Genomic DNA, 19,978 nt, shown 5'->3' with positions numbered 1-19,978 from the left:
TACACAAAAAACAAGGGAGGCCCATGGCCTCCTTTTTTTTATGCTTCACGATTAGGCCATGGCTGCCCTTGCAAAACCAACGGTGTCTCGGTAGACCTTGGGTGATATATCCGCATTGTTTTTGAAAAAACGACTGAAGTAGTGCTCATCATCATATCCCAAGTCAAAAGCGATTTCCTTTACGGATTTGTTGGTGAGGTAAAGTTCCCGCTTGGCTTCAATAATGATGCGCTCCGAGATGAGGTTGGTCATGGTTTTGTTGAAATGGTTCTTGGTGATCTTGGCCAACGCCTTTGGGCTGATGTTCAACAAATCGGCATACTCCCCTGCCGAATGTTTGCTTTTAAAATGCATTTCGATGAGGTCCTTTAAATTCTGAATGATGAACGGTTCCTTTTCATCTGGAGTGTCTTTTAAGGATTCCGGTTGTTGCTTGGCCTTGGCCCGTGATGCCGTAATCAAGAATATTTTCAGATAGGAAAGCAATAAATCGTACTGTGCCATCTCCGCTTTTTGCACTTCGGTGCGCATCTGCTCCAGCACCATTTCAAAATTGCTTCGGATGGTATCGTCCACACAAAAATAAGGCGGACTGTAAATGTTGTTGAACAGCACTCCGTTGCAGGCCACCTGTTCTTGGTGTTTATGGATACAGAAAAAATCAGGATGGAAATTCAACACCACACCCTCTATTTTTTCCTTCTCGATAAGGCTAAAAGGTTGATAAGGCGTTAGGGCAAATAGGGTATCCGCTGTAAAATCAAACTCTGCAAAATCGATTTTGGCAGTGCCATTCCCCTTTTTTATCCAAATCAAGGAATAGTAATTGAGTCGTTGTAACGAACAAAACTGGCAATCGTCCTCAAAATTGGAGAGTTTAAAGGCAAGGTTCCCGGTTTGTTCGTTGATGAGTGTGTTGGTGTTGAAAATGTCCATGGTGAAGGTTGTTTACAAGCGTCGTTCGGTTTCGGTGATCGGCAGGTCGTTGATACTGGCGTAGCGTTTCTGCATTAGCCCATGTTCGTTGAACTCCCAATTCTCGTTTCCATACGCGCGAAACCACGCTCCTTCGGCATTTTGGTATTCGTATTCAAAACGAACTGCTATTCTATTGTCGGTGAAAGCCCAAAGTTCTTTCTTCAACTTGTAATTTTTTTCTTTTTTCCATTTGTCACTCAAAAAAGCGACCACTTCTTCGCGCCCATTCACAAATTGGGAGCGGTTGCGCCATTCGGTGTCCACCGTATAGGCCTTTGACACTTTTTCAGGATCTTGGCTGTTCCAGGCATCCTCGGCCAACTGTACTTTTTCTCTAGCGGTTTCCTCAGTAAAGGGAGGTAACGGAAACTTTTTTTCTATTGCCATTGTATGTGTTTTTAAAATGAAAAAAGGGCAAGCTGAAACGTCAACCTGCCCTAAGTGAATTATTTACTGTTCTTAACCTTTGGCCAACTGTCGTGCGCCGCTTTCTTCAACTCGGAAGTACGGGCACTCCAATCTGGGAAACTGTTAAAAGGCTCCCCGTTAAAATCGCCGTTGAAAAACAGATAGAGTTTACCGTCAATCACATCAAATGTTTCTGGGTTGATGGGAAACTTGGCCTGTTTTTCACCAACACCCCAAGCGCAATATCCGCCAAATTGGGGTACATAGGTACTGGGTGATTGGGTAAAAGTGGCTTTGTTGGCCTTGCTGGCAAAGTAATAGGTCACCCCATCGTGCTTGGCGGCATAGGTTTTGTTGCCCTGTTTTGCTTCGCCAGAGAAATAGGATACTACATCATACCCGCCAATGGCTACGCCATCTTTGTTCACGGGGTCAACTTGGGCTTGCGCGGCAATTCCCCAAACTAGGGCCATTGCCAAAAGAACTACTTGTTTCATTGTTTTCATGATTTTGGATTATATAAATGTGATTATGGATTACACAGTTTCTGCTTCCACCACCGGAAAATCGATATCGGTGTTGGCAGTGTTGTTGAAATAATTGGTGAATACGTTCAAGGCTACATGAGCCACGATTTCCCCCACTTCGCCATCAGAATAACCAGCGGCTTTTACGGTCTCAACATCATCTGAACTTACCCTTCCGCGTTTTTCCACCAAGGTTTGGGCAAAAAACAGCGCTGCGGCCACTTTTGAATCTTTATTTCTCCCTTCGCGGGCCATGTGAAGGGTGTCGGTATCAATCAGCACCAATTTCTCTCCGATAAAGGAATGGGCGGACAAACAGTAATTGCAGCTGTTGGCTTCGGCTACGGCCAAGGCGATCAGTTCGCCCAATCGACCACCCAAGGAACCTTTGCCCAGTGCGTCGCTTAGGTTTAGGTACCCTTGCAATACGGCTGGGGAATTCCCCATGGTGCGCATCATGTTGGGAACCATTCCCAATTTGCTCTGGATGCCGTTGAACAATTCCTTTGATTGCCCGGTGGCTTCCTTTGGATCTAATGCTTGTAAACGTGTCATAGTCTTGTCTTTTTTGTTATGAATTAATGATGGTACAAAGTTGCAGTGCGAGCGGCTGGGATAAAATGGACAAACTTCACATCCTCTTGGACATTTTTCCCGAAGTACATCATCCCATAAAAAACAAAGGGCCAAACTTTCGTTTGACCCCTTGTCCTTCAACCGCACCATCACACTTCTCGTTAAACACTGTCTTTTTATTTCTTGTGCATTTTTAGCTCGCTTACCAATTCTTGGGTGGTAAACACTTTGCTGGAAATCATTTTGTAGTTGGTCTGGGCAGCTTGGTCGCCATCCAATCCGGGAAGTTTGGCCGAAGCAGTAGCATCGCCTACCACGGCAACCTCAAAACCGTTCTCCACGAGTTCCCTCATGTGAGATTCGGCACAAAGGTTACCGGACATCCCTGCCAAGATGACCTTGTCAATTTTTTGCTTGCGCAGTTGTAGGGCCAAGTCGTTACTTTCTGAACCAAAGACCTTGTGTGGACTGGTCACCACTACCCTATCTTTGTTGATGTACTTTTTGTAGCGGGGCAACCAGTCGGCGCCAGAACCCTCAAACCCCTCAACGTTCAATTGGTCGCCACGATCAAACATGGTAATGTTGTGCATGAGTTTCTCCAAGGTTCCCTCAAACTTCCAAACGTGGTCGTGCTCGTAGTAGTAGTGTGGGGATACAAAAACAGGGATGTTGTGTTCCTCGCCCAGTTTAAAGATGGTTTCCAGGTTCTCAATGGTGTTGTTCTCCTGTACGCTCTGGCCTACAGCTCCCCAAGCAACGCCATCGGGGCTGAGAAAGTCGTTTTGTGGGTCTGTGATCACAATGGCGGTATGCTCATCTATGGTAAAACCCGGTTCTGGTAATTGGGCAAAAGCGCCCATAATTCCTGTTGTAAAAATTACGAATGTGCTGAATAAATTTTTCATGGTGTTGTACTTAAAAATGTTATACTTAAATTTTATGGTACAAAGTTGAAGCGATCTACAACGGGATAAAATGGACGAACCTCGCCACTAAATGGACGATTTTCCTTGCGGGGTTGAAAAGGTTTTGGTTAAAGGGTAAAGGGGTCTTGGGTAAAAGGTGAAGCGTGTTGGGTTGGCTTATTCAGGCCAATGCATCTGATTGAAAAGCGCCATATACCTTGGATCTTGGGCTTTTTTGAAACGCTGTAAGATGTATTCAGTCTTTAGCCAGAGCATTTCCACATCTTTACGGTCGAACGATTTTTGTAACCACTGAAAACCGGTTTCATCATCCTTAATATAGAAATGGTACATCGCCAAAAACCATGCAGGGGACCCTGACATGCCCATGTTGTATTGATCTTCTAAAAGGCCCAGCTTTTCCTTGATTTTGTTGGGGTCTGTCCCATCGAGGTGCATTTCAATGGCATCATAATAGAGATGGACAGCGGCATTGTCCAGAAAATTGGTTTTCAGGATATCGTTCATTTCTCGGAAAGAATCCAAATTGCCCATGTTCAGGTGCACCATGGCCACATCGCGTGTATAGAACAGATCATGCTTGAACCTACTATCGCAACGATTCATCAAACTGTCCGCTTTGGCCCAATCACCAACAAGAAAATAGGCGCGTATCATCTGTGCAAATCCATTACCCGCATCCGGGAAACGGTCAATGTAGTTTTCCGCATAATGGATGCTTTCGTCAAAACGGCCCAACATATTGTTATAAACCGAGTAGAAAGCCCCATCGGGAAAGGGTGGCAATATGGCCACTAGTGACAAATGTTCCTCCGAATACTCAAAATCGTGCTCAAAGAAAAACTTGCTGACCAACAGATATTGCGAAGCCTCCAAGGTTGGTTTCAGCGCTATGGATTTTCCCAGGTAATCTGCGGCCCTAGTTCTGGATTCCTCTTGCTTAAAAAAGCCCCAGATCATTCTGCCAATGGTGTAAATGCGGGCCAACCCCATATAGCCTTCGGCCCTGTTGGGCTCCAACTGGATCACTTTTTGATACAACGGCATGGCTTGGTACATGGATTTCTTGTCCATTTTATCGGTGAGGGCATCGGCACGGGCCAACAACTCATTTACATTCTTGTTGTCCATGGCCAGGTTTTGGGCATTGTTTTTTTCCTGGTTGCGGTAATGGGCATTCAATTCAGAGGCAATGGCACCACTAGCTTGAGACTGCAACGTGGTTGCTATATTTTCCCCAGAAACATGATCATAGCGTTCCGACCAGAGGTACATGCGTTCGAGGGCATCCGCCAAGCGAAGGTCCAAATTGTAGAGACTGTCCGAATGGTGCAAAGCGCCCTCCAAAATATAGCCCACATTCAAAGCAGCGGCCATTTTTTGCATCGGTTCGCCCTGATCCAGATAATCCTTGATCAAGGATTTGGGCACCACCTTTATCATCCCGACCCCATCGGACAATTGCCCAATGAGATCGTCGGTAATGGTTTCGCACAGTACATCGTTTTCTGAAATCCCGGTAAGGTTCTGAACGGGCAGAACGGCAATGCTACGGAGAAGCGCATCATCCGCGATGGGCAACTCTTTTTTGGCCAATGTAAAATAAAGTCCGGCCAAGATGCAGAGTAGCAACACCAAACCACCCCATTGCAGCATCTTCCGATTATTGGAAAATCGGTTTCCAATGCCCTTACCATTGGAATGTGATTTGGTCTTTACGTAAGCTTTTCGGTCTGGGACCACCAACTGGTCATCCACCAGTGCATAGACAGGAACGGGTTCCTTAACGTTTTTGAAATGGAACACGTCCAAGAATCGGGTCTCGAATTTTTTATGGCTCCGCAACTGGTCGTTCACATGGTCTGAAAAGAAAACACTGCCCGGCACGCCCACGGATTCTATCCTAGAGGCCACGTTCACCGCATCGCCCATAATGTCATCTTCGGAAAGCACAATATCGCCCATGTGGATGCCAATGCGTACGGGAATCACCGGAGCTTGGCGGAACGCCTTTTGCAACTCCAATGCACACTCCACCGCATCCAAAGCACTATCAAAAACCGTGAGGGTACCATCACCAAAATATTGCACCACGGTGCCTCGGTGTTTTTCGGTAAGTTCGTTGAAAAGCTTTCTGTGCCTGCTCCGAAGGGTAAGGGCCCGCTGTTCGTCCTCGTGCATGATGGCGGTGTATCCCTGCACATCGGTAAACATTATGGCGGTCAATTTACGTTGTATGCCCATGAATGAGGTTGGTTCTACGTCCCTAAAATAGTGAAATGGCACCATACTGCGACGCCCACTCCGCTATTGCGCTCAAAATAAGGTGGTTTTTGGATTTTTCACGGGCATGGTTTACCTTTCCCAGACCCAAATCACCTACCTATGAACGTACGGCTTACCCAAGAACAAAAGATAAAAGTGCTCAACGCCAGGGACATTTATACCATTATGCAGCAGATCCTGCTGCGCGAAAACAAGATTGGCCGCAACCAAGAGCATTTTTGGGTGGTGGGGCTCAACAATGCCAACAAGATCTTGTTTGTGGAACTCCTTGGACTTGGAGCGCACAACCGGGTAAATGCAGACCCGCCCGATGTCTTTAGAATGGCCATCTACAAACTGGCCAGCAAGCTGATCTTGGTGCACAACCACCCCAGCGGCTCCGTTAAAGTGACGGATGCCGATATTCTCTTTACCGACCATATGCTGAAAGCCGGGAAATTTTTACGGATTGATGTACTGGACCATTTGGTGATCACCGAGACCGACTACACCAGTTTTGAGAACGAAGGTGTCATGGACGAACTACGCAAAAGTGGCCTGTTTGAAATTGTGGGGCCCGAAAAGCAGGAATTGGAAGCTTTTAAGTTGGAAACGGAACGGAAGAGGGGTAAAAAAGAGGGACTTAAAGAGGTTGCTAAATCTTTAAAGGCAAGCGGCATGTCTGATGCTGACATTAAAAAGCATACAGGGTTGAGTTTAAAGGTGCTTGGGGGGTTGTAGGATTAAAATTCGTTGATTTCTTTTTCAATCACTTTATATTTGTCCTTTACATCTTCTCCCATATAAAAATCAAGCAAATCTTTTTTGGTCAACGTACCATCATTTAAGAATTTGGAAAGGTAATCTTGATTAAACTCCATCAGCAAAATACTTTTTTCCAGTTGTTTTAGTATCGCCTTGTTATTCTCAATGTTCCCCTCAACCAATCGTTTGATATTGGTAATCTCATTGATATCCTTAATGATGCGATTTACAATCATTGCCAATACATCTTTATCCAAATCAACACTTTTCGCATTGACTGCAATATCTCTGGCAAGCATATAAGCAATTGCGAGATTTGAATAATCGCCTTTTTGGGAATCAATGATGGCTATAAAACCTATGGAATTGATATAGCCCACATTTTCAAAAATTCTGAGAATACTATTGTCTACCAATGATATATCGAAAACAATAATGCTGACTTTTGAAGCTCTGTTTGCATCAGATTCGATAAGTTGGCTCCAAGCTGTATCATATTTTCGGGTAAAAACGTCCTTACTTTCAATATCGCCAAGTTTTACGCTTTTATCGAACTTACATTCAATGGCTATTTTTAAATCTGAGTCGCCATTGATTCTACAAATGATATCTCCCGTCTTGTTCCTTGGCAGATTTCCTGCTTCATTACCCGTCAAAAAGGCAACATCTTTTAATTTTTTCTCTTTAAAATATTCATTTAAAAATTCAGCAATGTCATCTTCAGCCAAAGAACCCTTTATAGTAGTTTTATAAAAAAGCTCCTTTTTCATTTCGAAGATCATCTTCAAACTTTCCAGCTCAGTGCCCAATTCATTGCTAGTTTTCGAAAGAAAAGCAGAAAGGCGGTCTTCCATTAAAGCTAAAACACCAATATACAGGGCTTTGAAAAGTTTTTCGTCTCTTTCAGAAACCGGAAGATTATTGAAAAAATTGAAGACAATTTCATTTCGGATTTCAAAATTCTTTATTTCAACTCTCCTTAATTTTTGGTTTAGGTTTAGCATTATTATTCAATTCTTTCGTAGGGATACACATTTTTGAAATTTCTATGTAGATAAGAGCCAACTGAAGGTGCCAATAACAGATTTTGATATTCTTGTTCAGGCACACCCTTATAAATATAAACTCCTCCATTTAGAAATCTAACATATACTTGTTGACTCTGCTCATCATATCCGATACTTTCGACATTAGATGAAACTACTGGGGTCATTTCCGGTTCACTCATTCTTTATAATTTTTATTTCGCCAAGATTTCAATAAAATTTTGTATTCGTCTTTTGGATTTTCAATTTTCTTTAACCATCTTTCTGAAGGCTTTGGATCAGAACTTTTCGGAGCATTAGAAATCTTGAAGAACTTAACTCTTGAAGGTATTTTAACAGCTTCACCCGAAACCAATGCTTCTCCAGTTCTTAAACTGGGCAGCAAATCAACCATGCTTTGTAATTCATCCTGAACTGCGGAACGAATATGACTTCTATCTTTTGAGTTATTCATGCGTAATGCCACCATTGTTCCACATTGACTTAACACAGTTTCATCTAATTCCGATGGTCTTTGTGTTACCAACAACAAACCAACTCCATATTTCCTACCTTCTTTTGCAATCATTTGTACTGTTCGAGATGAAATTGAATGTTCTCCTGCTTTTAGATAGCTGTGTGCTTCTTCCAATACAATCATCAAAGGCTGGTTTTTACCTCCAACTTTTGTATTGACTCCCCAAAATAATCCATCATAAATTATCTTTAATAGAGTACCCGATATTGAAGACATTACTTCACTTGGTATGCCTGATAAATCTAAAATGGTGATTGGAGCTTCATCTCCTAACCACTTATAAAACATATCGTCTAAATCTTCTTCAATTTTTCCTTTTAAATTAGGAGTTAATTTTCCTGGAGAAAACAGAAAACTATAACTGCTGTCATTTAATTTATTCCTCACACTATCCAAAAAACTTAATAAGCCTTTCGCTTTGTTGTTTAGAAAAGGAGGCGAATTCCCTATGCCTGCAGGAGTATACTCATTAGAGGTTAGATCATCTGCATTTCCAACAACCACCAAATTACTTAAAACCGTCCTTCCAGCATCGTTAAATGTTTGTTTTTCAAAGTCTATTAGGTTAAACCAAAGATTTTTAATACTAAAAGGAATTGGTGAATCTGCCGTAATTGACTCTTTTCTTACATCAATACCATTTTCCTTAACACTTTTTATCTTAGCCTCTACTAATTTTTCCCTAATATATTCTTTATTTTGGTCTGATAAATTTCCTGAAAAAACCTTCATCAATTCATTAAATGGTAAAGCCCAAAAAGGAATTTGTAATTTATTTTCATCCTCATTAGAGTTAACTTCAATCACTTTTGAATATTTAGACAGTGCATCGTTGTATTCTCCATGAGGATCAATAACCAAAATACGTGAACTTGGAAATTTTCTATTTGCAATAGCTTGAAGCAGTACTGAAACTGAATTGGATTTACCACTTCCCGTAGAACCAACGATTGCACAATGTCTTGAAATTAATTTATCTAAGTCTATTTTAGCATCTAAAGTTTCGGAAACACTAATATTACCAACCTTTATGGAATTTGAATCCTCATATCCCCCATAAATTATATCTAAATCATTAATTGTAACTAAATGAACACTATCTCCAGTCGTGGGATATTGAGTCACACCTCTTTCAAATTTTCTGCCGACTTGCTCCCCAGCCAGTACAATATTTATCCACCTAGTATTTTTCAGGTAATCATAATCCTTGGCTACAGCATCCCGTAAACTTTCAGGAATTGCGGCTGAACCTATTTGTGTAACAATTCCAAATAAATTAGCATACCCTAACGGTATTCTAACAAACGAACCTACCTGACCAACACGGTAAACTATACCATCAATTATAGGCATATTTGATTTAATGTTATCAAAAAGCTTGACAGAAATATTATTGCCACTTATACTATCAATTTCACCTATTTCCGTGATTCTATTTTTTGACATTTTCTCCAAGCTTTTTTATTTCGTTTTCATTAACCATGGAATTCAAAAACTTAACGAGCATACCAAAATCTGATAATATAAAAGCTCCTTTCCCTGTCCAAATCTCTTTTCCTGTTTTTTCTTCGGCAATTTTTTCTTTAGAATCAAAATGAGCATCCTCATCAAAATACAAGTTCAAATTTACTGTGTCATCAATGGAAGGTTCTGATTTCAATACCCATTCCCCAAACTTGCATCCAATAATGGCACAACGAGACCCATATATAGATATTTTCGGGTTGTCCTTTGCAATTTTTGCTAGTGGTGAACCCTCATCTATTGGATTGCTCTTATCATGAAAAAGACCTATTACATGTGAAGTAGTATTTGTTTTTAAAGCAGAAATAATTCTTGAATTAATATGTTCATCACCCCATGAATAACCACAAGTTATTAATATAGAATCATCTTGTTTTAAAAAATTAGAAAGTCTATCTAAAAGACTCTCATATGGCTGTTTTTTAGAATCTTTATATTTTAAAGTAGAAGGGTATATCAAAATATCCTTGTCATCTGGATTTACCCTTAAAATTTTTTCAGTATCCTTATCAAAATGCCATCCTAATGAGCCATGTATTTTCCATAATTTTGTTTGGTTGGTTAAAAAAGTAAAATCCTCTACGGATTCAGGGTTGAAAAAAGCTCTTAAACTACCACAAAACCCATCATAATATGCAATTTCTTTGTGCTCTAACCCAAGTTCAAATAGAAAGTCATAGTTTGTTGTAAATATTTCAATTGGAAACTTTCTTTCTGCTTGCCCAATCCAGTTTGCAAAATCAGTCTGAACCAATTCAACAACTGTATCCTTATCAACTATTTTCCCATCCTTAAGATGCACACTTACTTTATCCCGAACTCCTTTCTTAATTTTGCATATTAATTCTTCGAATTCCTGTTTGTTCAAGGAATTCAAAGTTGCCTTACCAATAAATAAAAACTTTTGTTCAAGATTAGACAAAATAGTTTCTATATTAAAATTACCTGAACCTAGTTCTTCTTCAATTTCCTTAAAAGCTTTTTCATACTTTGCATCCTCGCCCCCTATTTCCGCAACAATAGCTTGGGTTAATTGACCTATTGCTGGAACAGTAAGAGATTTTTCGTTCTTTTTAGCCAGAGAGCTTCCAGCACCAAATAAAAAACCAATCTTCTTCTTATCTGAAATTAGAATTTGTTGTATTCCACGAATATATTCAGACGGATCATGACTAAATTCACCCATAATATGTATTTAACCGGTTTACACCCAAATATATCTATTTTAACAAGTAATCCATTACGGAAAACTGCAAAGTCATTAAAAATTAAATAGTTATGGGGTTTTACCCTACGGGTAATAAAAAAAGGAAGACCTTTCGGCCTTCCCTTCTTTCTATTCTTATATTATTCGTTACCTACGGTAAATACAATTCCGGTAGGCCGGCGCTCTTGATCAGGGCGTTTACCGCGGCCACGTCTTGGGTCTTTATTTTCTGTAGGTCCGCTTTTACCGTGCTCCACTTTTGTAGGTAGTCTCGGGTCACGTCGCGTACGCCCTGCGTCACGGGCAGGTTGCCCTTGCCGATCTCGTCCAAGAAATCCTTGAACTTGATCAAGAGCCGCGCCTCAAACATATAGTTGCTCTGGTAGGTACGCATCTCTTTTTGTAAAATTTCCGCTATCCAGTTATCTATTTTTTGGTTCAAGGCACTACCTTGTTCCTGCAGTTCGGCGGAGCTGGTCTCGCCCAGTACAAAGTGCAGTTGCTGCTGTATCTTTCGCAGGTCGCGCACGCCTTGGCTCATTTCGGTGGCGGCCTTGTAGAGAGATTTGTTCAGGGCATCGCGCTCCGCATAGGCGGCCTCCACATTGTCCGCGCTCATTTGTATACGGGGATCAATGGTAATGGCAAAGTTCTGGGTCTGGGTAAAATCGCCAATGGTCAACCGTACCTTGTAGTTGCCGGGGGTGGCATCGTAGGCGGTAAGGTCGCGGTTGGTGGTGTAGAACTCGGTAAAGCAGTCAAACTGCCCCACTTTCATGTTCCAGCTATAGCGGTGTGCGCCCATTTTCTTTTTCAATTGGGGTTTTACGAGGGTATCGCAGCCCGTCCTGGGGCGGTCGCTGTATTCGGAGTGGATCACGTCGCCACTGCTGTCCAAAATCTCCAAGGCCATTGGGGTATCGGCAGGCACTTCTTTGTTGAGCACGTAGTGCACCTGCAATCCTTGGGGCGGGTTCTCCCCGGGTACATCGCGCGTGGAATAGGCAATGGACAACTCGGCATCGGTATCGCGGGGTTGGTACAGGTAGTAATCGGCCTTGGCCACCGCATCCGAAATTTGGTGCAACGGGGTCAAATCGTCCAATATCCAAATGGCACGCCCTTGGGTGGTAACCACCAAATCCTTGCGCTGTACCCGCATGTCGGTTATGGGCACTTCGGGTAGATTATTCTGTAATGGCAGCCACAGTTGCCCCCCGTTGAAAGACACAAAAGGCCCTGTCTCCGTGCCCACGTACAATAAATCCTTTCTATCCGGGTCCTCGCGAATGGTACGGGCGAAGGTATCGCCGGGCAATCCGTTCACAATCTTGGTCCACGAAGCACCATAATCGGTGGTCTTGTAGACCTCGGGGGTAAAGTTGTTCATTTTATAACCCGCCATGGCAAAATAGGCGGTGCCGGCATCGTGGGGCGAAGGTTCCACCACGTTGATGATGCCTTCTTGCATGCCTTTGGGGGTAACGTTAGTCCAGGTCTGTCCGCCGTCTTGTGTCACATGCACCAAACCACAGTCAGAACCTACCCAAATGACCCCTTCGCGGATGGGCGATTCCTCAATATTGAAGAGGTTGTTGTAGCTTTCCGCCGTAATCTGTTCATTGCTGATGGGATACCCGCCCTTGCCTTGGTGGTCCTTGTTGTTTCGGGTGAGGTCTTCACTCATAGTTTCCCAAGTGACCCCACGATCGGTGGATTTCATCACATATTGGGAACCGTAGTAAATGGTGTTGGGGTTATGGGGTGAAACCATCACCGGACCGTTCCAGTTGGCCCGAAGCTTTAGATTTTTGGGCTGCTCCCCACTGATGCGCTCCGGATAGGGTCGCACCATGCGGGTATTATCGATTTTGCTGTCCCACTCCATAAAATTGCTGGCAAAATAGGTGGAGTACACATAGCGCGGATTGTTGGGGTCTACCGCCACGGTGGACGATTCCCCAGCACGGACAATGTCCCAGTGCATGCGACCAATACCATTGTCCATCACCCGGCTGTCGATAACGATGGTGCTGTTGTCTTGCTGCCCCGAGTAGACCCGATACGGATAGCCGTTGTCCGTCAAAGCGCGATAGAACTGTCCCGTAGGCTGGTTGTAAATATCGGACCAGGTTTCACCACCGTTGTAGGTGATGGAAGCTCCCCCATCGTTGGCGTTGGCCATGATGTTGCTGTTGTTGGGATTGATCCACATATCGTGATGGTCCACATGGCTGCCTTGGTTCCCCACAAAGGTTTTGCCGCCGTCAATGGATTTCATGGCCCAGCTGTTCATCACCCAACATTCGTCCTCGTCATTGGGGTCGGCAATAATGTGCATGTAGTACCAAGCACGGGCATAGGTGGTGGCATCATTGGTGGTTTGTCTAAACGTTTCCCCGGCATCATCGGAACGGTAGACCCCACCTTCGCGTTCAAAAGCCTCAATGGCCATGTACACCACATTGGGATTGGCAGGGGAAATATCGATGCCCATTTTTCCTTTGAGTTCGGGTAGGCCTTTGGTAATCTCTTTCCAAGTTTTACCTCCATTGGTGGTCTTGAAGACCTTGCTTCCGGGTCCGCCACTCTGTACTACCCAAGGTTTCCGTTGGAAGTCCCACGAAGTGACCATCATAAAATTGGGGTCCTCGGCACTTACGGTCATGTCCACAATCCCGGAATGGTCGTTTACATATAAAATTTTCTCCCAGCTCTCACCCCCATCATTGGACAGGTAGAGTCCACGGTTTTCATCGGTGCCCCAAGGGTTGCCTTGCGCGGCCACATACACTTTATTTGGGTCTTTGGGGTGCACAAACACCTCTCCGATGTGTCGGGTGGGCTCCAAACCGATATGTTTCCATGTTTTTCCGGCGTCGGTGGATTTGTACATGCCGTCGCCATGCGAGGTCTTTACCCCACGGATGCAGGACTCGCCCGTACCCACATACACCACATTATGGTCTGATGGCGCGACAGTAATGTCCCCAATACCTGTGGTATTGAAGTAGTCATCGGAAATATTGTTCCAGGTTTGGCCGCCATCGGTGGTCTTCCACACCCCGCCTCCAGTAGCACCCATATAATAGGTGAAAATGTCGTCTGGGATACCTTCAATGGTTGTAACCCTACCTCCACGGGTAGGCCCAATATTGCGGTATTTCATGGATTCGTAAAGGGTTTTGTTGATGGTAGGTCCGGATGCTTTTCGCTGTCCGAAGCCATAAAAGACCATCCCCAGGCCAACACACCAAAGGAGAATGATTTTTTTCATGAGATTGGTTTTTAGAGTTAGTTATTGTGATAAAATGCAGGGATTTGGGAACATCCTTGTGCATTTGCCATGAAAATAAGGAAAAGGGGTGAAAAAAATGAGTGTTTTTGAAGAAACACCTCAGAATTATCAGGGATGGACTACAATAGATTTTTGTAGGACAAATATTTCACACGTCAATTGAAACATATCATCCATCAATTGAAATGAATCATTCGTCAATTTACAATACAATTTGCGGCAAGGTCAATCTAGATTGCTTAAAAACAAGAAAATGACTACACTAGAAACTGTAAACCTCTTACAAATAATTTGCTTGGTGATTGTGGGCTTCATTCTCTACCTCTTGGGCTTTTTGCACGGAGCGCATTGGGAAAAGAGAAATAGGGTTTAGACAATACAAGGCCATAAAATCCGTTCAAGTAATCCCAAATCAATCAAAACCGACGACCGCCATAGCCATTCCCCAAAACGAACCAGACCTACAGCACATCCTTATTCTATGCCACAATGCCAATTATACGGTACGTGTGGATCAACTTTGTAATGGGCAGATTCGATATCAGTGTTGGCATAAGCCCAAAACTTTTTTGGAACCTCCAAATTTGGTCTTGATCAACGGTTTGATTCGGCAAACCGATAAAAAGGACAAAACCGAGTTTGTGTTTCCATATGGCGAATGGACCTATACCGTGGAACGGATTGTGTCCCAAGGTAAATTTGCCTCTACCCATATTTTTTTGGAGGTCTCCAATGCGGATAACCAACGAAGTACTTGGAAAATGGAAGACTTGACACCTCCCAAATACCTAAACCATTTATAAAGCTCTACTTAATTTTCGTAGGTGACCCTGTAAATGGCGTTCCCTTCATCATCGGAAATTAAAAGGGAACCGTCCTTCATGAACAATAAATCCACGGGACGTCCGAAGGCTTCTTGGGTTTCGTCGTTTAACCAACCATCAATAAAAGGTTCGTAGCTCACGGCTTCGTTGCCGTTCAATTTCACCAAGGTGATGCGGTATCCTATTTTTTTGGAACGGTTCCAAGACCCGTGCTCGGCAAGAAAGGCATGTCCTTTATATTCATCGGGGAACATGGAACCTGTATCAAACTTCACCCCCAATGCGGCTACGTGAGGGCCCAATTGTTGTACCGGAGGCACAAAATCGGAACAAGGGTGCTGGCTCCCAAATTCGGGATCGGCAATAGTGCCGGCATGACAGAATGGGTATCCAAAATGTTGTCCGGCCTCGGCCAAACGGTTCAACTCTCCCGGAGGGAGGTCATCTCCCATCATATCACGGTTGTTGTCGGTAAACCAAAGTTCGTTGGTATCAGGATGCCATGTAAACCCAACTGTATTCCTTACACCATGGGCCACAATCTCCCGATTGGAACCATCTGCATCCATTCGGGTGATGGTGCCAAAACGCTCGTCTTCATCCGTTCTGTCGCAAATATTACAAGGAGCCCCTACGGGAATGTATAATTTATCATCAGGTCCAAAAGCGATATATTTCCACCCATGGTGAAACTCCGTTGGATAGTCGTCATAAATCAAGGTGGGTTCAGGGGGATTGGACAATGATTGTTCAATATTGTCATACCTATACAATCTGCTTACGGCGGCCACGTAAAGAGAGCCATCCTTAAACGCCACCCCGTTGGGCTGTTCCAAATCTTCATCGATGGTGTATATTTCATCCACTTTAAAATCCCCGTCGGTGTCCTTAAGTGCGTAAACCTTGTTTTCATTACGGGTACCTACAAACAGCGTTCCATCGGCGCCCATGGCCATAGATCGCGCTCCCTCAACACCTTCGGCATAGGTTTCAATCTTGAATCCTTCAGGGATGTTTAGGCGATCCAAAGGCAAGCTAGATTTTGCCAGGGTATCATTTTGTGTGGTTTCATCTTGATTTTCCTTGGATTCTTCCTTTTTACCTTTACAGGAAATAATCAGAAAAGAGAATAGAACTACGAACGCAGTTTTTAGGGGCAATTGGGCCATCTTCATTATGGAATGCTTTTGATATGGTTTCTATTCCATAAAACTAAAACAAAATCATGGAAAAGGATAATCGTAATTCCATGTTTCACAAAAAAAACTACTCTTCCTCCTCCACGTATTCGGATAGCCTGCCCTCATACCGAATTTGCGCCCTATGGGAACTTACGATACTGAAGGTGCTGGAGCGGGATGGAAACAACTGGGCCACCACTTGAAACGTCTCGGTACCATTATTTATGGAGAACCGCATGGTATAGCCTTTGGTTTTGGAATTGGCTTCGATTTGAAGGTCTTCCGGAACACCGTCAAACTGTATGCCTGTCCGTTGCTGGTCATAACCGCCAGACATTTGTCGCTCCCCAAAAAAGGGCAAATCGGCTTTTACCACATCCCCTATTACTCGTAAATAACTTCCATTTCCATTAATATCAACACGGCTGGCATTGCTACCATTGGGAAGCATTCCTGCGTTGGAGATACTGTTGAGTGCCTGACTGGGCATAGGTCTGGCCCATTGGGCGGTAATTTCAAATGATCTGCTGGAAACCAAATTGTCCATCGCCTCAATTTCCGCAGGGGATGAACTCACTTTTGCCCCTGAAGCGCACCCCATCAAAACCAGTGCAAAACCTGCAATTATGCAACTTAAAATCTTCTTCATGTATTTCAAAATCAAAAGCTTATTACAAAATACTGAATCTATCCAACATTTCCGATTTTAAGAGTATATTTAACGACCGACCAGACCTCAACGTATGAAAAATTTCTTTGGAAAACTGTTTTTCATTGTCGCCATAGTAACCTTTGGCGAACTGCAATCCCAGCAAACCAATAGCCCAGAATACTTCGCTACTTCGTTGGCAGAAGACCCGGTTGTTGATGGCGAAATCATCAATGATCCAGTATGGCAAATGATTCCTGCCATTTCCGATTTAATCCAAATACGGCCCAATTATGGACAGCCCGTTTCTGAAAAAACGGAGGTCCGAATCGCTTACAGTAGCACTACCTTTTATGTTTCGGTGGTGTGTTATGATTCTGATGCCAGTGGTATTGTGGTTTCCGATTCGCGGCGCGATGCCGATTTGAATGATGAGGACAGCTTTCTGTTTATTATCGATACCTACCACGATCGCCAGAATGGCTTCTTGTTTGGCACCAATGCCCAAGGAATGGAATATGATGCCCAAATTGACAATGAGGGTAAGGGCAACAACAACGCCAACAGACAGCAGGGTGGTGTTATCGGTGGCACCAATATCAATTGGGATGCTACTTGGAAGGTACGCTCGCAATTGGGTGATTACGGTTGGAGTGCCGAGTTTGCCATTCCGTTCCGTTCCCTTCGCTATGCACCTGGAGAGAACAAAACCTGGGGGTTGAATTTTCAAAGGAACATCAGCAAAAACACAGAAACGGCTTATTGGACCTCACTCCCATTGGGTTTTGATATGAAGCGACTGTCATTGGCCGGAAGTTTAACCGGAATGAATCTCAGAAATCCAGGGAACTTAAAACTTATCCCTTATGTGCTTGGTCAATATGTGAACGACAAGGCCATGGACGAGACCGAGACCAATTTTGATGCCGGAGCGGATGTCAAATACAGTATCACCCCCAGCCTCACCCTCGACCTTACGTATAATACGGACTTTGCCCAAGTAGAAGTGGATGACCAGCAGGTAAATCTGGACCGCTTCAACCTCTTTTTCCCTGAGAAAAGGGCATTTTTCTTGGAAAATGCTGGTCAGTTCGGCGTGGGAAGCCCTGGTGAAGTGGATTTGTTCTTTAGTAGACGTATCGGGATTGGTGAGGATGGAAGTCTTGTTCCCATTATCGGGGGAGCCCGTTTATCCGGAAAAGTGGGACAGACCAATGTAGGCTTTTTAAGCATGTTCACGGATGATGTGGCGGAAGCTTCCATTGAAAAAAACAATTTCACCGTAGGACGGGTCAACCACAATTTTGGTGGCACACGTTCCTCTTTGGGTGGAATTTTTATCAGCAGGGAAGGATTGGGTGAAATGGATGACGACTACAACCGCGTTTATGCCATGGATGGCAAATGGGGTATTGGAAACAAGGCAGAAATCACCGGGTTTGTGGCCAAAAGTGTCACCCCTGGAATCGAAGACAACGACCATGCCTTTAAAATTTTGGGAAATTACGACTGGAACGGTTGGCGTTTAAATGCGGGCTACACCGAAGTTGGCGAAGGGTTTAATCCCGAAGTGGGCTTTTTACAACGAACAGCGTTTCGAAAGCCAGAGTTTTTGGTCTTCAAAACACATCGATTCAAAGATGCTGGCAAGTTGTTGGAAATACGGCCACACGTATCTTATCGAGGCTACTGGAATTTTGATGATCAATTGATCACCAGTTTTTTGCATGTGGATAACCATTGGGTCTTTAAAAGTGGTCTAGAAATCCATACGGGTATCAACTTTACTGCAGAGCAGGTGTTTGAAGATTTCACCATTTCTGATGTAACAGTGCCGGTAGGGTATTACAACAATGAAGAGTTGCAGTTGGTCATCACCACCAATCCCAATACCGCCCTTTCTTTTGATACCCGAACCATTATTGGTGGTTATTTCAATGGACATCAGATAACTAATAGCGGTACGGCCAAATATCGCATTGGGGATAGGTTTAACAGCTCATTGACCATGAGTCATAGCGATATTCAATTGGATACTGGAAATCTGACCGCTCTTGTGGGAGGACTTCGGCTTTCCTATTCTTTCACACCTCGAATTTTTGTGCAAAGCTTGATTCAGCGGAACAATGTTTCCAACATCACCTCGGTAAATGCACGCTTCGGATGGTTGCAGAACGCAAATACGGGACTGTTTGTGGTGTTCAATGTGGTGAAAGATGATGATTTAATCGATGCACTGGATAATCAGACGTTTACCATTAAATACACCCACCGATTTGATATCCTGAATTAGAAAGACAGACTTTTTACAAATTATCGCTTAAACCGCTCAAAAATAGCCAAGGTCTTTTTGGTGTTGATGAAATATACGCCTGTGAGCAATACCACTGCAGCCACGATGGATTGTAGCGTAATCTGCTCATCCAAAAAGTACCAGCCCAGCAAAAGCGCCACAATGGGATTTACATAGGTTGAGGTCGCCACTTTTTCCGGAGAGACCGCTTTTAAGAGATAGTTGAATGAGGTGAATGCCAAAATACTTCCGAAAATAACCAAAAGGACCATGGACCATTGCACTTCCACACTCCAGTCCAATGGAGAGGTCCAATCTTCCCCAAAACTTAGGCTCATCAGAACCAGAATGATTCCAGCTGTGAACATTTGGTATCCGGTATTTACAAAGTAATTGTGAGGTAAATCGGCCTTCGCCACAAAAAGACTTCCATAGGCCCAACTCAGCAAACAAAAGAAAATCATGATCATTCCCGTAATCGAGTCTTCTTTGGCAATGACCTGCTTTTGACTTACAAGAAGATAAATTCCAATTACCCCCAACACCACTCCAACAACAGACATCGGCTTAATTTTTTTACCTTGAAGGATTCGCATCATCACAAGGATGATTAACGGCTGAGCGGATATTTCCAAAGCTGCAAAACCACTATCCACATAGCGAAGCGCCCAAACGACCACCCCGTTTCCAAAACTTAGAAAAAAGATTCCGGCCATTACGGAATTAATGAATTGCTTTTTGGTGATGGTCAGGGAAATCCCTAAAATCTTGGCCAAAATGAAGATGAGGAGTCCTGCTGTAATGAATCGACATGCCGCCAACATAAAGGGTGGTAGCTCGGTTACGGCTATCTTGTTCAGGAGATATGTGGAACCCCAAAAGACATAAATGGCAAAAAAGGCAAGATATACCAGTGCTGAGTTTGAGGATTTTCCCATGGCAAGACATTAGGGTTTGCCTTGCAATATTACGTATGTTTAAAAAAGTACAA

17 protein-coding genes are annotated in these 19,978 nt (G+C 43.5%); 3 read left to right on the top strand and 14 right to left on the bottom strand.

The features are described from left to right. Positions 1-51: 51 nt before the first annotated feature. From ACFSJE_RS02255 to ACFSJE_RS02230, 6 genes are all read right to left on the bottom strand, one after another. Positions 52-936, bottom strand: a complete 885-nt coding sequence (locus tag ACFSJE_RS02255; RefSeq protein ID WP_379829353.1) for a helix-turn-helix domain-containing protein — start codon at positions 934-936, stop codon at positions 52-54. 12 nt (positions 937-948) lie between these two features. Further along, a complete protein-coding gene (locus tag ACFSJE_RS02250) occupies positions 949-1,365 on the bottom strand; it encodes a DUF1348 family protein (protein WP_379829352.1) in 417 nt (138 codons plus the stop codon). Positions 1,366-1,424: 59 nt separating this feature from the next. Then, entirely contained in the window at positions 1,425-1,883 is a 459-nt protein-coding gene (locus ACFSJE_RS02245) for a YHS domain-containing (seleno)protein (protein ID WP_379829351.1), read from the bottom strand. Between the two features lie 39 nt (positions 1,884-1,922). Beyond that, positions 1,923-2,468 carry a carboxymuconolactone decarboxylase family protein gene (locus ACFSJE_RS02240; RefSeq protein ID WP_379829350.1) on the bottom strand — a complete coding sequence of 182 codons (546 nt, stop codon included), beginning with the start codon at positions 2,466-2,468 and terminating at the stop codon, positions 1,923-1,925. 197 nt (positions 2,469-2,665) lie between these two features. Continuing rightward, on the bottom strand, positions 2,666-3,397 hold the full coding sequence (locus ACFSJE_RS02235; RefSeq protein WP_379829349.1) for a cysteine hydrolase family protein: 732 nt from the start codon (positions 3,395-3,397) through the stop codon (positions 2,666-2,668). 177 nt (positions 3,398-3,574) lie between these two features. Then, positions 3,575-5,662: an adenylate/guanylate cyclase domain-containing protein gene (locus ACFSJE_RS02230; RefSeq protein ID WP_379829348.1), complete on the bottom strand. Its 2,088-nt coding sequence runs from the start codon at positions 5,660-5,662 to the stop codon at positions 3,575-3,577. 141 nt (positions 5,663-5,803) lie between these two features. Here ACFSJE_RS02230 and ACFSJE_RS02225 point away from each other — a divergent pair, with 141 nt between their 5' ends. Then, positions 5,804-6,424 carry a JAB domain-containing protein gene (locus tag ACFSJE_RS02225; protein ID WP_379829347.1) on the top strand — a complete coding sequence of 207 codons (621 nt, stop codon included), beginning with the start codon at positions 5,804-5,806 and terminating at the stop codon, positions 6,422-6,424. A gap of 2 nt (positions 6,425-6,426) precedes the next feature. Here the strand turns inward: ACFSJE_RS02225 and ACFSJE_RS02220 are convergent, their stop codons facing one another. From ACFSJE_RS02220 to ACFSJE_RS02200, 5 genes are all read right to left on the bottom strand, one after another. Continuing rightward, positions 6,427-7,218, bottom strand: a complete 792-nt coding sequence (locus ACFSJE_RS02220) for a hypothetical protein (RefSeq protein ID WP_379829346.1) — start codon at positions 7,216-7,218, stop codon at positions 6,427-6,429. 236 nt (positions 7,219-7,454) lie between these two features. Next, positions 7,455-7,676 (bottom strand): KTSC domain-containing protein, encoded by a 222-nt coding sequence (locus tag ACFSJE_RS02215; protein ID WP_379829345.1) that lies wholly within the window; start codon positions 7,674-7,676, stop codon positions 7,455-7,457. Then, the gene (locus ACFSJE_RS02210) at positions 7,673-9,457 is read right to left on the bottom strand and encodes an ATP-binding protein (protein ID WP_379829344.1); all 1,785 of its coding nucleotides are present in this window, start codon (positions 9,455-9,457) and stop codon (positions 7,673-7,675) included. Before ACFSJE_RS02210 ends, ACFSJE_RS02215 begins: the two co-directional genes overlap by 4 nt. Further along, positions 9,444-10,721, bottom strand: a complete 1,278-nt coding sequence (locus ACFSJE_RS02205; RefSeq protein ID WP_379829343.1) for an SIR2 family protein — start codon at positions 10,719-10,721, stop codon at positions 9,444-9,446. Before ACFSJE_RS02205 ends, ACFSJE_RS02210 begins: the two co-directional genes overlap by 14 nt. A 172-nt stretch (positions 10,722-10,893) precedes the next feature. Further along, positions 10,894-14,019, bottom strand: coding sequence for a WD40/YVTN/BNR-like repeat-containing protein (locus ACFSJE_RS02200; protein ID WP_379829342.1), 3,126 nt, complete (start codon positions 14,017-14,019; stop codon positions 10,894-10,896). Between the two features lie 323 nt (positions 14,020-14,342). On the opposite strand from ACFSJE_RS02200, the gene ACFSJE_RS02195 reads away from it, so the two are divergent. After that, a complete protein-coding gene (locus tag ACFSJE_RS02195; protein WP_379829341.1) occupies positions 14,343-14,843 on the top strand; it encodes a hypothetical protein in 501 nt (166 codons plus the stop codon). 8 nt (positions 14,844-14,851) lie between these two features. Here ACFSJE_RS02195 and ACFSJE_RS02190 read toward each other — a convergent pair whose 3' ends face one another. Both ACFSJE_RS02190 and ACFSJE_RS02185 read right to left on the bottom strand, forming a co-directional pair. Then, the gene (locus ACFSJE_RS02190; RefSeq protein ID WP_379829340.1) at positions 14,852-16,039 is read right to left on the bottom strand and encodes a PQQ-dependent sugar dehydrogenase; all 1,188 of its coding nucleotides are present in this window, start codon (positions 16,037-16,039) and stop codon (positions 14,852-14,854) included. 91 nt (positions 16,040-16,130) lie between these two features. Then, a complete protein-coding gene (locus ACFSJE_RS02185) occupies positions 16,131-16,694 on the bottom strand; it encodes a DUF4251 domain-containing protein (protein ID WP_379829339.1) in 564 nt (187 codons plus the stop codon). Positions 16,695-16,788: 94 nt separating this feature from the next. On the opposite strand from ACFSJE_RS02185, the gene ACFSJE_RS02180 reads away from it, so the two are divergent. Continuing rightward, on the top strand, positions 16,789-18,987 hold the full coding sequence (locus ACFSJE_RS02180; RefSeq protein WP_379829338.1) for a carbohydrate binding family 9 domain-containing protein: 2,199 nt from the start codon (positions 16,789-16,791) through the stop codon (positions 18,985-18,987). Between the two features lie 20 nt (positions 18,988-19,007). On the opposite strand, the gene ACFSJE_RS02175 is transcribed toward ACFSJE_RS02180, so the two are convergent. Next, the gene (locus ACFSJE_RS02175) at positions 19,008-19,925 is read right to left on the bottom strand and encodes an EamA family transporter (protein ID WP_379829337.1); all 918 of its coding nucleotides are present in this window, start codon (positions 19,923-19,925) and stop codon (positions 19,008-19,010) included. Positions 19,926-19,978 lie beyond the last annotated feature (53 nt).

Origin of the sequence: Flagellimonas iocasae, from assembly GCF_042682725.1 — a bacterium.
Classification (GTDB): domain Bacteria; phylum Bacteroidota; class Bacteroidia; order Flavobacteriales; family Flavobacteriaceae; genus Flagellimonas; species Flagellimonas iocasae.
This window is presented reverse-complemented; position numbering and strand designations above follow the sequence as displayed.